Origin of the sequence: Tenacibaculum discolor, assembly GCF_003664185.1 — a bacterium.
In the GTDB taxonomy this organism is placed as follows: Bacteria; Bacteroidota; Bacteroidia; order Flavobacteriales; family Flavobacteriaceae; genus Polaribacter; species Polaribacter discolor.
In genome coordinates this window covers 205237-223180 of sequence record NZ_RCCS01000008.1, presented here as the reverse complement: position 1 = coordinate 223180, position 17944 = coordinate 205237, and the positions used below count along the sequence as shown (strand labels likewise).

1 protein-coding gene is annotated in these 17944 nt (G+C 36.0%); it reads left to right on the top strand.

Features of this window, described 5'->3' with window-relative positions:
- Positions 1 to 47: 47 nt before the first annotated feature.
- Positions 48 to 17942: a T9SS type B sorting domain-containing protein gene (locus C8N27_RS11510; RefSeq protein WP_121147488.1), complete on the top strand. Its 17895-nt coding sequence runs from the start codon at positions 48 to 50 to the stop codon at positions 17940 to 17942.
- Positions 17943 to 17944: the final 2 nt, after the last annotated feature.

Sequence of the window (17944 nt, the reverse complement as noted above, 5' to 3'; positions counted from 1 at the left end):
AATACATAACTTAAGAACTTGATTAATTAATTCCCCCAATTGAAATTATGAAAAGAATAATTACTTTACTAATACTTGTATTACAAACCTTTTTTAGTTTTTCGCAAGAAGAACCAGAAACAACTTCAAGAGTTATAAATGAGGCAAAGGGTTATGCTAAATTAAAAGCATCCTTATCATTAGAGACTCAAAATACAGCTGCCAAGTTAGCAGCTGGTTTTAACCAACGTACTATAAAACCTGATGGTACTTCAGGTGGTATAAATATAAAAGGAGATATTACATTTATAGCCAATAATGTTTTAAGTAGAGATAGAGGTAATCAATATGATCCTGAGTATCCGTATGATGGTTCTAGTTCAAATGGAAATCTCAATATGCAATATATTGATATAGATAGTGATGCGTCTACATTTTCATCAAGTTCGGATGTTTTAAGTTTACCTACTTGTTCAAGAGTAGTATATGCTGGGTTATACTGGGCTGGTGTTTATCCATATGAAACATGGAATTATGATAATAGGTCAGGAAATCCAAATCAAATTAAATTCAAATTACCAGGGGGAGTTTATCAAGATATTACTGCAGACGAAACAGTTTATGATCAAGGCTTTAGTTATGTTTACTATAAAGATATTACATCTGATATTCAGGGACTTTCAGCTGTTGACCCAGAAGGACATAATGGTACTTATGTAGGGGCAAACATCAGAGCTACAAGAGGTAATGACCCAAATGGTCTAGGAGGCTCTGCAGGTTGGACCATGGTAGTAATTTATGAAAACCAAACATTATCAAGTAAAAACATAGCTATTTTTGATGGTTATGCTGATGTTGATGGAAATAATGATGTGGAATTATCATACTCTGGTTTTACTACGGTACCTGTTGGAAATCCAGCAAACCCAGCACCAGTAAGAGTTAGCTTGTTAGCAGCGACCTTAGAGGGAGATAGAAGTATTTCAGGAGATAGATTTCAAATAGAAGATATTTATGGTAACTATGTAAGTCAATCAACACCAAATATAAATCCAAGTTATAACTTTTTTAATGGGTCTATAAGTATAAATGATCAATATTTAACTTCTCGTATTCCAGATAGTGAAAACACCTTAGGTTTTGACGTAGACTTATATGAACTAAGTAATACTAATAATAGTGTTATTACAAATGGACAAAATTCTGCTAACGTTAGATTTACCACAAGTGGAGATGTTTATTGGCCTTTTTTAAATGCTTTGGCGGTTGAAATAATTGAACCGGAATTGCAAATGGTCAAATCGGTTTTAGATGGGAGTGGAAATGATATACAAGGAACACCTGTAGGTTTAGGTAGTGAATTATGGTATAATATAAGTTTTCAAAATGTAGGTACAGATGATGCTACGAATACGATTATAACGGATAGATTACCTAAAAATGTAGATTTATTAGAAACTTCTACAGGAGGAACAGTATATAACGGTATGCGTTTCGACATCGATTTACCAGCAGGAGTATCAATTGTAGGCTATGAAGGACCTTCTGCGGCTAATGGTTTTAGAGCGCAAGTAGAGTTTGGTATACCAGATGATATGGTACGAGAAAATGGAGCAGAATATAATATCCGTTTGCATGTACAAGTAGTTTCTGACTGTAATGAGTTAAGAGATGTATGTTCAAATGTAGTACAAAACCAAGCTTTCGCAAGATATGAGGGAGTTAAAGGTGGAGTTGTAGTAAACAATGAACCTAGTTATTCTGGTTTTGATAGTTGTGACTTTGGAATTGTAGGTTCTTCAAACTTCTTAGTTAATTTAGATGATTGTGATTTCAGAAGAGAAGAAGTACTTTGTGGCGGAAGTATTGAGTTAACTGCAGGTGACGGTTTTGATACCTATAGTTGGGAAGATGAAAACGGTCAGTTTTTAGGAAGCACTCAAAGTATTACAGTTAGCAGTGCTGGTGTATATACAGTAACTAAAACAACTACTTTGGGTTGTATTACAAAGCCAGAAATCATAGAAGTAATAAGTTTTGCAAATGTGTCAAATCCATTGGCACCACCTTTTGCAGATAGATTCAATACTTCTTGTACTAGTAATACTACAGAGTTAGCTGAAATTTATCTATGTGGAAATACAACAGAAACTAGAGACATTACTTTACCTTTTGCAGGATCTAATACAACTGTCGAATGGTTTAAATTAAACGGTGATGGTGGTTGTGGATATAACTTTGAAACAGAAGATTGTGCACCTACATCTACTGGTTGCTCTTGGGGATCGTTAGGTACAGATTTAACTCAATCTTTCGGTGAAACAGGAGCTTATAAATTAGAAGTTTTATACGATGGTACATGTCCAAGAACATATTATTTTAATGTATTTAGAAACTCATTAACTCCTACTGTTGTACCAACAGATATTTTATGTGGAACAAACGGAAGTATTGTAGTTAATGGAGTACCTGATGGGTATGAGTATAGTTTATCTGGCAATGGTTCAACGACTGCTTTTCAAACAAGTAATACTTTCTCAATAACTAATCCAGGAGATTATACTGTAACAATTCGTCAGGTTGGTTCTAACGGATCTTGTAATTATGTTACAGATAGTGTAAATATACAAAGCTTAGATATTGATTTAAATGTACTTACAAACATTGATACATGTGGAGGAGCATCAGAGCTTACAGTACAAATAGGAAATGTACCTGGTAGATATTCTTATGAGATAAGAAAGGATAATGTGTATATGGCTGGGTCTAATGGCTTTATTGATAGCAATGACCAAAGATATGCAATAACTGAGAGTGGTACGTATGAAATTTTAGTAACCACAGAAGGTGGATGTTCGGCAAACGAAACAAGAGTAATAACTCTACCTGAGCCAATTACATTGTCAGCAATTACCACAAAAAATATTACTTGTGAAAATGGTAGTTCTTCAGGAATTATAACACTAACACCAAGTGAAGGAACTTCACCATACGAATATGCTGTCATTTCAGTAAATGGTAACCCAGTTGCTGATGTTGATAAAGTGTATTTTACTGACACAACCTACGAAGTTCCAATGGGAAGTGAGGGAACGTATGTTTTTGAAGTAAGAGATGATAATAACTGTAGTGCGACAGCGGAAGCTACTGTTGTAGTTGAACCAGCATTGCAGTTTACAGCAACACCAACAAATATTGCATGTAATGGAGATAATAATGGTACCATACAAGTAACGTTAACAGGAGGAGATGCTACAGGGTATACTTTAGAGTATAGTATAGATGGTTTTTCTACAACGAATAATACAGGTGTATTCTCAGGTTTATCAGCTGGTTCTTATACTATTGATATTAGAGCCTCAAAAAACACCTATCAATGTACTTATCAATTAAGTGCTACAATTACTGAACCTCAAGCGTTAAGTGGAGGTAGTGCAGTAGGAACAGATTTAGAGTGTAACTCATCTGGTGGAACTACGTCTGGTACTATAACCTTTACAGTACCTACAGGAGGAACACCTAATTATACATACTATTATAAGTTAAGTAGCGAATCAACTTATACATTAGCAGCAAATAATCCTGTTACAGGACTTTCTGCAGGAACGTATAACACAAGAGCAGTAGATTCAAATGGTTGTTCTTTAGATTTAAATAATGTAGTAATAGATGGTTTACCATCTGCACCAAGAGTAACGAGTTCAGTAGTATACAATTGTGATGGTACAGGAAACATAACTATAACAGCTACACCTGCTGGAACATATACCTATACATTAAACGGAAACTCTAATAATACAGGGGTATTTGATAATGTTGCTGTTGGCGCACATACAGTTGAAGTAACATATGGAGGTAGCTGTATAGAAAGTACAACGGTAACAGTAAATGCAGGAAATGAGTTCTCAGGAAGTATTGTAGGATCTACAGATAGTGAATGTTATGGATCAGACAATGGAACTGTTACTATTTCAGCTAATAACGTTATTGGAGGAAGCTTTGAGTATTCTACAGATGGAGGAACAACTTGGTCAATGACTGCTGATAATCCATATAGAGTTGTAGGATTGGCTGCAGGAACATATAACATATTTATAAGAGAAACAGCTAACGGGCAAACTTGTCCAATAGATTTAGGAAATGTTGTTATTAATCAACCTGAGGAATTAACACTTTCTGCTTCAGCAACTCAAGAAGTAACTTGTAATACAGCAACAGGAACAATAACAGCTTCAGCTACAGGAGGAATTCCTCCTTATACGTTTAGTATTGATGGAGGGGCTACTTGGCAGTCATCTCCAGTGTTTTCAAATGTACCACCAAGAGCAACTGATTACATTGTAATGGTTAGAGATAGTAGAAGCTGTAATGAATGTGGGTGTACGGCAAATTTATTTGAAAATGGAGGGTTTGAGTTACCTGCTAATTCAGCAACAACATACCAGCAAATGAATGAAGATTTAGTTCCAGGTTGGGATTCCACAGCTTCAGATAATTTGATTGAAATTTGGTACAATGGTTATAACGGAGTTAATGCTCATGAAGGTAATGCCTTTGCAGAATTAAATGCAAATACGGTTTCTTCTTTATACCAAGAGTATTGTACACAACCAGGAGATGTAATCAATTGGTCAGTAGCACACAGAGGTAGAAGTGGTACGGATGTAGCAACTGTAAAAATAGGAAGTGATTTAGCTACCGCTTCAGTTGTTGAAACTATGAGTGATGGTACTTCTGCGTGGGGGGTATATTCAGGTACATATACTGTTCCTGTAGGACAATCAACTACGGTTATTGCGTTTGATGCATTGTCGACAGCAGGAGGAAATAACACTATAGGAAACTTTATTGATGATGTACAAATTAATATTAATAGAACTAACTGTGTGCCAGTTAGTGTACCTATAGTAGAACCAGCTTCTGTAGATTTTACGGTAACACCAATAGTTTGTTACGATGGATCTAATGGTACATTAACGATTAATGTAACTTCAGGTAATGATGATTACCAGTTTAGTTTAGATGGTGGAGCGACATGGCAAACACCTAATGCGGCAACACCAACAGAATACATTTTTACAGGATTAACAGATGGCACTTATGATGTTACCGTACAAGATGGTAAAGGATGTAGTGATACACAATCAGCAACAATTCTTCCACAGGTAACAGCAACAGTTACTACAGTAAGTGCAACATGTAATGATGGTCAAATCGTAATTACCCCAAGTGGAGGTGATGGAACTTATCAATATTATATAGAAGAGACATCAAGTGCTATTGCACCAATAACGACAACGACAAGTCCAGTAAATGTACCTTCAGGTACATATACTGTATATGTAAGAGATAAGAATGGAGGAGCTAATTACTGTGAGTTTATGACTACAGTAACAGTAAATCAAATAGCAGATCCAACACTTACAACATCAGCAGTACAACCTGACTGTAGTACAGATACAGGAACAATTAATGTAACTGTAGCCAGTGGTACTGCACCATATACAGTAACAGTAACAGGACCAGGAGCACCACCAGCACAAGGACCATTAACAGATGTAAATTACACCTTTACAGGTTTAGGCGATGGAACTTATCAAGTAACTGTAACAGATGCTAATGGCTGTACATCAGCAGCATCAACAGAGACTATTACAGTACCATCAGCATTAACAGGAGGAAGTGTATCATCAACAGATTTAATGTGTAGTCCTTCAGGAACTGTTTTAGGAACCATTACTTTTACAGCTCCAACAGGAGGAACACCAAATTATCTATACTTCTATAAGTTAACGACAGATACTAACTATACACAAGCAGGAAGTACAACAGTAACAAACTTGTCACCTGGTACATATGATACTAGAGTGGTAGATGCCAATGGATGTATTTTAGATTTAAATCAAGCAACTATTTTAGATTTACCAACAGAGCCAGTATTAAGTAGCTCTGTAGCATATAATTGTGATGGAACAGGGAATATAACAATAACACCATTAGATGCGACTTATACATATACATTAGATGGAGGAACACCACAAACAGGGAATAATGTATTTAATAATGTATCTGTAGGAGCTCATACAATATCTGTAGGTTATGGAAGTAGTTGTACAACAGATATTACAGTAAATGTAGAGCCAAGTCAAGAATTTACGGCTGCAGTTATAGGACAAACGAACCCAACATGTATTGGAGACTCAGACGGAACAATTACAGTTGAAGCTTCTTTCCCATCAGGAGCCCCAGCTTCTTTTGATTATTCAATAGATGGAGGAGCTACTTGGGTAAATTCAGGAGCAAATCCATTTGCAATACCAGGATTTTCAGCAGGAACACATAATATTCAAATACGCCCAACAGGAGTGGCTTCAGGATGTGATGTACCGTTAGCAAGTGTTACGTTATCAGATCCAACAGCGATTACAGTAATAGCACCTGTAACAAAAGAAGTAACGTGTAATCCAGCAACAGGGGCAACAATAACCCCAACAGCGAGTAATGGGAATGGAGGACCATATACCTATGAATTATTTGATTCAACAAATACTTCAGTGTCAACTACAAGTCCATTTACAGATGTCGCAGCAGGAACTTATACTGTGGTAGCAACAGATAGGCTAGGATGTACATCTGCTCCAGTTTCAGTGACAGTAAACCCAGTAACAATAGTTACTTTTACGGTAACACCAGTAGTTTGTTACGATGGATCTAATGGTACATTAACGATTAATGTAACTTCAGGTAATGATGATTACCAGTTTAGTTTAGATAACGGTACTACATGGCAAACACCTAATGCGGCAACGCCAACAGAATATACATTTACAGGCTTAACCGATGGTACGTATGATATAACTGTACAAGATGGTAAAGGATGTAGTGATACACAATCAGCAACAATTCTTCCACAGGTAACAGCAACAGTTACTACAGTAAGTGCAACATGTAATGATGGTCAAATCGTAATTACCCCAAGTGGAGGTGATGGAACTTATCAATATTATATAGAAGAGACATCAAGTGCTATTGCACCAATAACGACAACAACAAGTCCAGTAAATGTACCTTCAGGTACATATACTGTATATGTAAGAGATAAGAATGGAGGAGCTAATTACTGTGAGTTTATGACTACAGTAACAGTAAATCAAATAGCAGATCCAACACTTACAACATCAGCAGTACAACCTGACTGTAGTACAGATACAGGAACAATTAATGTAACTGTAGCCAGTGGTACTGCACCATATACAGTAACAGTAACAGGACCAGGAGCACCACCAGCACAAGGACCATTAACAGATGTAAATTACACCTTTACAGGTTTAGGCGATGGAACTTATCAAGTAACTGTAACAGATGCTAATGGCTGTACATCAGCAGCATCAACAGAGACTATTACAGTACCATCAGCATTAACAGGAGGAAGTGTATCATCAACAGATTTAATGTGTAGTCCTTCAGGAACTGTTTTAGGAACCATTACTTTTACAGCTCCAACAGGAGGAACACCAAATTATCTATACTTCTATAAGTTAACGACAGATACTAACTATACACAAGCAGGAAGTACAACAGTAACAAACTTGTCACCTGGTACATATGATACTAGAGTGGTAGATGCCAATGGATGTATTTTAGATTTAAATCAAGCAACTATTTTAGATTTACCAACAGAGCCAGTATTAAGTAGCTCTGTAGCATATAATTGTGATGGAACAGGGAATATAACAATAACACCATTAGATGCGACTTATACATATACATTAGATGGAGGAACACCACAAACAGGGAATAATGTATTTAATAATGTATCTGTAGGAGCTCATACAATATCTGTAGGTTATGGAAGTAGTTGTACAACAGATATTACAGTAAATGTAGAGCCAAGTCAAGAATTTACGGCTGCAGTTATAGGACAAACGAACCCAACATGTATTGGAGACTCAGATGGAACAATTACAGTTGAAGCTTCGTTCCCATCAGGAGCCCCAGCTTCTTTTGATTATTCAATAGATGGAGGAGCTACTTGGGTAAATTCAGGAGCAAATCCATTTGCAATACCAGGATTTTCAGCAGGAACACATAATATTCAAATACGCCCAACAGGAGTGGCTTCAGGATGTGATGTACCGTTAGCAAGTGTTACGTTATCAGATCCAACAGCGATTACAGTAACAGCACCTGTAACAAAAGAAGTAACGTGTAATCCAGCAACAGGGGCAACAATAACCCCAACAGCGAGTAATGGGAATGGAGGACCATATACCTATGAATTATTTGATTCAACAAATACTTCAGTGTCAACTACAAGTCCATTTACAGATGTCGCAGCAGGTACTTATACCGTAATAGCAACAGATAGATTAGGATGTACATCTGCTCCAGTTTCAGTGACAGTAGATGCTATTGAAACAATTACATTTACAGCTGAACCTCAATGTTATGATGGAACTGACGGACAAATAGTTGTAACAGTTAATGCAGGTAATGGTGATTATGTTTTTAGTTTAGACGGAACCACATGGCAAACACCAACACCAGCATCTTCAAATACATATACTTTCTCAGGTTTATCTGACGGAAATTATACAGTATATGTACAAGATGGTAGAGGATGTACAGAAAATACGCCAGTAACAATTAACCCACAACTAATAGCTACTGCTACACCAACGAATGCAAGCTGTACCCCTACTGGAGAAATTTTAGTAAACCCTACAGGAGGATCAGGAGGGTATGAATTCTCAGTCGTAACTGATGGTTCATCAGCAGGAACTTATGCTGCAACAAATCCTGTTACAGGTTTAGCAGCAGGTACGTATGATGTATATGTAAGAGATGATGTAGGTTGTGAATATGTTGTTCAAGATATAATAATAGATTCAGTAGCTCCATTAGAAATAACCGCAACAGATAATCAACCTACTTGTAATGGAGATACAGGTAGTATTGATGTTACTATTGTAGCGAACACAGGAGAAGCTCCATATACAATAACAATTTCTGATAGTGGAGGAGTTATAAATACAATTAATAATTTTGTAGGTTCTAGTATTAGTTTTGACAATTTAGCTCCTGAAGATTATACAATATTAATTGAAGATGCTTTAGGTTGTGATGATTCTGAAACTGTAGAATTAGTAGATCCTACAGCCATAGTGATGGATATTGACCCTGTATTACCACCAGGGTGTGTGGTAGATCCAGCACAAACAGGATTTAACTTTATTAATATTGATCCTAATGACTATTTACCTAATACATTACAATATAGTTTAGATAATGGAGTAACATGGGTAGATTTTACAACTACTAATGGACAAATACGTGGATTAAACTCAGGAGATGTGGTACACCCTGTACTACAAATTGTTGAAAATGGAACAGGAACGCCCTTATGTTTAGAAGCATATGGTCCATATGAAATACCGTTTAATGTTACTGGTTTAATTGTAAATCCAATCATAACTCCAGGAAACTGTTCAGTAGGGTTAACAGTTACTGTTGAAGCTGTTGATGGAACGGGACCTTTTGAGTTTGCAATTAATTCTCCGACAGGTTGGCAACCAGCTGATGCTGCCTATAATGGAACTTTAGGTGACCCAGATAGAACCAGAACTTATACTGGCTTAACACCAGGAGTAGACTATAAGTTTTATGTAAGAGATGCTACTGGTTGTGTAAAAGAAAATAATGAAAATATTTATGATGATTTTACACCTACTGTGCCTATTACTAGTACTATAAATAACCAAGCGTGTTTTGGTGCCAATTCAGGTCAAATAACATTTTCAATAGATAATACTAGTGGAGATTTATCGAATGACTTTACTTGGACATTATATCAAAGAGACGCAAACAATGAAGGAGTAGCAGTAGCAGGTTATACTAATATTGCTCAGAGTGGTTTTGCAGATATTGTTGTAACTGGTTTAGCTCCAGGTACATATTATATTGTTTTGTCAAACACTGGAGGTGTAGTTTGTGAGTTTGGAGCTCAAGATGTAGAGATTATAGAAGGAACAGAAATCTCAGGTCAAGTAACCAAAGTAAGAGATATTACATGTAGTGTAGATGGTTTAGTAAGAATTGAAAATGTAGTAGGAGGTTTCCCTGGATATACTTACACTTTTAATGTAACAAATGGAACAGGAGTTTTATCTGGGAATACAATAACTGTTGCAGCAGGTACTGTAACTGGTTCACCAGTCACAGTTGAAGCTTTTGCTCAAGATACAAATGGTTGTGGTCCAGTAAGTTTAGGTACAGTGGCTTTAACTCTAAGCCCTTCACCAAATATTGTTTCTGCAATTCCAGCAAGCTGTGATGTAAATAAAACAATAACAATTAATGTAAATAATGGTACGGCCCCTTATAGTTATTCAATTGACGGAGGTACAACATTTACATCACCAACAACAAATACTTCATATGTAGCTCAAGGATTAACTCCAGGAAGTTATGACGTTGTAGTTAGAGATGCTAATGGGTGTACAGATACTTCAAATGGAATAATTGTAAATCCTGACATAGATTTTAACTTAACTGTAACTCAAAATGCTACTTGTATACCAGGTAATGATGGAGAGGTAGAGATAAATGTAACTTCAGGTGCTGGAGGAAATTATAATTATTCATTTGATACTGGAGAAATAGGAACAATAACCTCACCTGCAACTTCAACTACTGTAGTTTCACTTGCCCCAGGAGTACATAATGTAACTGTTACTGATGTAAACTCTGGTTGTTCAGAAATGAAAGCAATTACTGTTCAAGATCCTGTTGAACCTAGTTTTACCTATGTAGCAGAAAATAGTTTATGTTCAGGAGATAATTCAGGAACTATTACTTTAACGGCAGTTGACAATGGTATTTTACCAGTAACTTATACAATTAGTCCTGTAGCTGGTACATACGATGGCGATAGTACGTTTACTAACTTACCTCCAAATACGTATAGTATTACAGGTACGGCAGCTAATGGATGTACAACAACAGTTACCGATATTGTAATAACTGAATATATAGCAGTAGCTCCATCAACACCAATAGTAACAGAGTTTGCTTGTACAACAGGTAATACTGTTAACGTTGCAAGTGTAGAGTTGCCATCAGGTACAGCTGGAGGTTCAGGTACTTATACACGAGTTGTTTTTACGTACACTCCAAATTCAGGGTCAGTAGAGATATTAGATTCAAGTAACTTTATATTTACAACAACTAATACTTCAGGAGGAACAGTAGATATTACAGTTTATGATGATCAAGGATGTTCAGGAACAACTTCAGCAACAATTCAACCATTTAATGAATTAAGTAATCCTGTAGTTACGTTAGATAATGCAATAACTTGTTCAATAGGAGAAGATATTACAGTAACATACACATCTACAACACCGGTAGTAGCTAACATTACTATTGAAGGAACAAGTAATGGATACGGACCAGTAACCAATACCACTGGTGATTTTGATAATCTACCAACAGGAGATTATGAAATAACGATAGAGAACCCAACAACAGGATGTGAGTTAGTAACATACTACACTGTTGATGATGAGCCTACCTTTGATATTATTATAACAGATATAGAAGATGTAGATTGTCAAGGAGATAGTAATGGGAGTGCTGTTTTAAGCTTTAGTCCAAGTACACCATACACTAGTGGTTATACCTATACGGTGTATACTTCAACAGGAACAGCAACATCAGTTACAGGTGCAGGTACAGGAGGTACTCCAACAACAATTACAGGATTATCAGCTGGTACTTACTATATAAGAATAGACATGGGAGCTAATTCTCCATTCTGTGAGGCACAAAGTGCAAACTTTACAATTTCAGAACCAATTAATCCATTATCGGTATCAGGAGTTGTAAACCCAGTAGTAAGTTGTAATAATGGTTCAGATGCTACCATTACAGCAACAGCAACAGGAGGTTGGGGTACTTATGTATACCAATTAGAGGAGACTTCAAACCCAGGAGTCGCTTATGCAGGAAACACATATAGCTCTAACAATATTTTTACAGGCTTGCCTGCTGGAGATTATACAGTTGTAGTAAGAGATAAAGATGGAGTAGCAGGAACGTATTGTGAAGCAAGTAGTCAGATTATCGTTGCAAACCCAACACTAGTAACATTTACAGTTAATCATATTGACAATGTATGTGATACTTCAGTAGGAGGAAGCATTGAGGTAACTGCAGCAGAAGGTACAGGAACTTATACCTATACTTTATCAAATGCAGGTGGAGTTGTTGAAACACAAATTTTAACAGCAACAACCTATACATTTACGAATTTACCAGCAGATATTTATACAGTAAATGTTGTAGATTCAAACGGATGTGATGCAGGAACACCAACAAATGTTACAATTAATCCAGATGTGAACTTCTTATTAGTAGAAACTAAAAAAGTAGATTGTTCTGCATCTCCTGATGGAGAAGTAACTGTAGACTTAGTAAATTGGACTTCAGGAACGAGCAATTACACGTATGATGTTTCAGGTTCTGTAGATGGATCGTTGATGACGAATGTTGTAGTAACAAGTGATCCGTTTACGGTTACAATTCCTAGTGCGAATAACACTCCGCAAACTTATACAGTTACGGTACGCGATTTAGATGCAACACCAATATGTGATGTTTCAAGAACTATTGAAATTCAACCAGAAATAAGACCAGACTTTACCCCAGAAGTAACAGCAAGTTTATGTTCAGGAGATAATTCGGGTATTATAACATTAACAGCTATAGATAATGGAATTTTACCAATAACCTATACTATTAGTCCTATAGCAGGAACTTATGACGGAGATAGTACATTTACAGATTTACCACCAGGAACGTATGATATTACAGGTACAGGAACAAACGGATGTACAACAACAATTACTGGAATTGTAGTAACTGAATATGCACCAGTAGCACCAAGTACACCAAATGTTACAGAATTTGCATGTACAACAGGTAATACTGTTAACGTTGCAAGTGTAGAGTTGCCATCAGGTACAGCTGGAGGTTCTGGTACTTATACACGAGTTGTTTTTACGTACACTCCAAATTCAGGGTCAGTAGAGATATTAGATTCAAGTAACTTTATATTTACAACAACTAATACTTCAGGAGGAACAGTAGATATTACAGTTTATGATGATCAAGGATGTTCAGGAACAACTTCAGCAACAATTCAACCATTTAATGAATTAAGTAATCCTGTAGTTACGTTAGATAATGCAATAACTTGTTCAACAGGAGAAGATATTACAGTAACATACACATCTACAACACCGGTAGTAGCTAACATTACTATTGAAGGAACAAGTAATGGATACGGACCAGTAACCAATACCACTGGTGATTTTGATAATCTACCAACAGGAGATTATGAAATAACGATAGAGAACCCAACAACAGGATGTGAGTTAGTAACATATTACACAGTTAATAATGAACCAGTATTTGACTTATTAATTACAGATGTTCAAAATGAAAGTTGTAGAGAAAATGATGATGGTAGTGTACTTATGGAATTTAGTTCGTCTACACCGTATACTGGACAATATGATTATGTAGTATATGATGCTAGTGATGATTCAATTTATAGAACAGTAACTGGTCAAACAGGAGCATCTCCAATTGCTAATTTAGATGCAAATCCAGGTACTTCTCGTACATATTATGTAATTGTTACGATGACAAATACACCTAATTGTCAGGCAAGAACTCCTAATTTTACTATTTATCAACCAGAAAATTCATTATTAGTTTCTGCTGTAGTCGATCCATTAGTAAGTTGTACTAACAATTCAGATGCTACTATTACAGGAACAGCATCAGGTGGTTGGGGTAATTATGAGTATCAATTAGAACTGCAATCTACTCCTAATGTAGCTTATGGAGGGTTTACATATAGTAGTGATAATGTGTTTGAAGGAATTCCTTCAGGAGATTATAGAGTTCGCGTAAGAGACGGAAATGGATGTTCACGTTCTACAACAGTAAGCGTAGCTAATCCAGCACCAGTAATATTCAATGTAACTCATAATGATAATGCATGTGATACATCTGTAGGAGGTAGTATTGAGGTAACAGCAGCAGGAGGTACAGGAACTTATACCTATACTTTATCAAATGCAGGAGGTGTTGTAGAAACTCAAATTTTAACGGCTACTACTCATACCTTTAGTAATTTACCAGCAGATACGTATACTGTAAATGTGGTAGACTCAAACGGATGTGATGCAGGTACACCAACAGATGTTACAATTAATCCAGATGTAAACTTTTCATTAGTAGAAACTAAAAAAGTAGATTGTTCATTATTACCAGACGGAATTGTAACAGTTGATTTAGTGAATTGGACTTCAGGAACGAGCAATTACACGTATGATGTTTCAGGTTCTGTGGATGGATCGTTGATGACGAATGTTGTAGTAACAAGTGATCCGTTTACGGTTACAATTCCTAGTGCGAATGACACTCCGCAAACTTATACAGTTACGGTACGCGATTTAGATGCAACACCAGCTTGTGATGTATCGAAAGATATCGTAATTCAACCAGAAATAACACCTGTATTTACAGCGGTTGCTACGGTAAATGATATCTGTTTTGGGAGTGCAACAGGAGTAATTCAAATGAATGCTACGGATAATGGAATTATACCATTAACCTATTCAATTACTTCTGTACCAGCAGGAGCAGCTGCAGGTGCTACATTTAATCCTACAAATCAAACATATGAGAACTTAGCAGAAGCGGTTTATACGATTACAGCAACAGGAACTAACGGTTGTACAACGTCTATTGACGTATCAATTAATGACAATGATGAGATCGATATCTCAAACGCTATTACAGTAACACAGTTTGCATGTACAACAGGTAATACAGTTAATACTGCAAAAATAGTAGTAGATAAAGGAGCGATTACAGGAGGTACAGGAAACTATGTACGAGTTGTTTTTGAAGATGCAACGGGTAATGTATTACAAGATGATAGTAACTTTACTTATATATCAACTGACTTAGCAGGAGGAGATTATACTGTAAAAGTATATGATGAAAACACAGATTGTTTTGTGTCTCGAGTAGTTACTATCGATCCGTTTACATCAATGACTAATGCTACAATTACAGTAACAAAAGCTATTGATTGTAGTACAGGAGAAGATATTACTGTTAAAGTAAATCCAGATATAGCGAATGTAGAGTATACAATTACAGGAACTAATACAGGGTACACAACAACAGTAATACCTGCAACAGCAACTGATGTAGCTGTGTTTACAGGATTGGCAACTGATAGTTATACAATAGCTATTTTAAATCCAGCAACAGGCTGTATTTTAGAAGCATATCATACAGTACAAGAGACTCCTTCTTTCGATATATTCTTAACAAATATTGAAAGAGCATGTTTTGGAGGTACAGGAAGTGTAGATATATACTTTAGTCCTGCTACACCTTATACTGATGTATACAATTATGAAGTGTTTACTATTGGAGGAACATCAACAGGTATTACAGGAAATGGAACAGGAGGAACACCTACTACCATTTCAGGTATAGCTCCAGGAGAGTATTATGTACAGGTTACAATGCCAAATACGCCATTCTGTACATCTCAAACAGTAAACTTTGAGATTACTCAACCAGATAACGATTTAACATTAGCAAGTGATTTAACCTACTTAAAGTGTACACCACCAAACTCAGGAGGAGTTAAGTTAACAGCTAATGGAGGTTGGGGAGCTTACCAGTATGAATTGGTAAACAACACTTCAGGTTCAACAATTCAATCATTTGATAACAATGCAATTATTACTGGTTTAACAGCAGGAGATTATACAGCAACTGTTAGAGATGTTAATGGATGTACAGAGACAACAACCTTTACATTAATACCAGGAACAACGATTACAGGAAACTTAAATGTCACGCCAAACCTTTGTGAAGGAGAATATACAGCAACTATTGAAGTAACTAATATAGCTGGAGGTCAAACACAAGATCCTAGTATAACATATAGTTATGTGTTAGTATATCCTGATGGAACAGAAAGTGCAAGTCAGTCATCACCTATCTTTACAAATTTACCAGCAGGAGTTGGATATTCAGTAAAAGTAGCAGATGGATATTCTTGTGATGGTCTTTTAGGCCCAGTAGATATCATAGATCCTATCGAAGTAGTTGCTTCAGCAGAAATTACAGTAGATATTACATGTAATGATCCTCAGGGAGTTATAGAAGTTACAGGAGCAGGAGGTACAGGTCCTTATATGTATAGTATGGACGGAATAACCTTTGGAAACACAAATACATTTAATGTAGATGCAGGAGTACACCAATTCTATGTTAGAGATAGTGAGTTATGTGTTTCTGAACCAGCAACAGTAACAGTTGGAGCTTATGAGCCTTTAGTAGCGACATTAAACATAGATTCAGCATTTATTACCTGTAATGGAGATAGTAACGCAGTATTATCTGCTAATGTACAAGGAGGTTTCGCAAACTATGAATACCAATTATTAGATGGAAACGATGCACCTTTAAGCAGTTGGCAAACGTCAAATATCTTTAGTGATTTAAATGTTGGTACTTATAAAATAAATGTAAGAAGTACGAATAGATTTGGTGTAGAGTGTTATGCTATAACAGGAGAACACACAATTACTGAACCAGAGATATTAGCAGCTACAGTAACATCAACACCAGTTACATGTTTTGGAGGTAACGATGGTACTATTACAGTTAATGCAGAAGGAGGTAACAATGATTACGAGTTCAACATTGCTTCAGATCCAAGTAGTCCTGACTTCCCTGAAACTAAGTTTGTAAAAAACAATGTATTTGAAAACTTAAGAGCAGGTGTGTATTGGATTACTGTAAAAGACGTTGTAGGATGTTATTTAGACCCTATAAGAGTTGAAGTAACACAACCAGATGAATTTACAGCAACATTAGTAGGAGTTACTGAACAAGTGTGTATTGATGATCCTACACCAACAATTGAGTTAAATGTACAAGGAGGTACACAACCTTATTATGTAAGTATTAATAATGTTGAGTTACCAACTCAGTACACTACAAACTCAATAGTATTAGGAGCAAATGAAAACATTCAAGGAGGTACATCGTACTTTATCACAGTTAGAGATGAAGCAGGATGTAACGTAGTAGATCCTATAAGAGTAACTACAGGTGAACCAGTAGATATACAATTAACAGTAGATTTTGAATATACTTGTCCAACAGGTAATATTATCTTAGCAATAGTAGACGAAGCTTACAGAAATAACATGTCATATACATTATATGACGGTGCAAATACACTAATAGCTACAAATACTACAGGAGAATTTATTGATGTACCAGCAGGATCAGGTTATTATGTTACAGCTACCCACACAATAAGTTCTTGTTCTCAAAGTTCTACTAGTAGTCCAATAGATATAGTGGATTATCAACCATTAACCTTAGAAATTGATGATTCAGTTAAGAATACATTAATAGCAAATGCTGACTTTGGTTTACCGCCATATGAATACAGTGTAGATGGAGGTGATTTTGGACCAGATAATGAGTTCTTAATCTTACAAACAAAAGATTATACCATTACGGTAAGAGATGCTAGAGGTTGTGAGGTTACCTTAACTGTTAGAGGAGAGTATATTTCTATTTTTGTTCCAAACTTATTTACACCAGATGGAGATGGAATAAATGATTACTGGTATCCTCGTGAAGTAGAAGATTATCATGATATCAAAGTATATATTTATGATAGATATGCACGTAATATTGCAGACTTTAAAGGTACTGTAGAAGGATGGGATGGTACTTACGAAGGTACACCACTACCATCTGGAGATTATTGGTATACAATTTACTTTAAAGAGTTATCTGGTCAAGAGAAGAAAATAATGGGACACTTTACACTATATAGATAATA

Bases quoted from the DNA above. Each gene is read 5' to 3' on its own strand.
- C8N27_RS11510 (WP_121147488.1), top strand. From the start codon at position 48: ATGAAAAGAATAATTACTTTACTAATACTTGTATTACAAACCTTTTTT.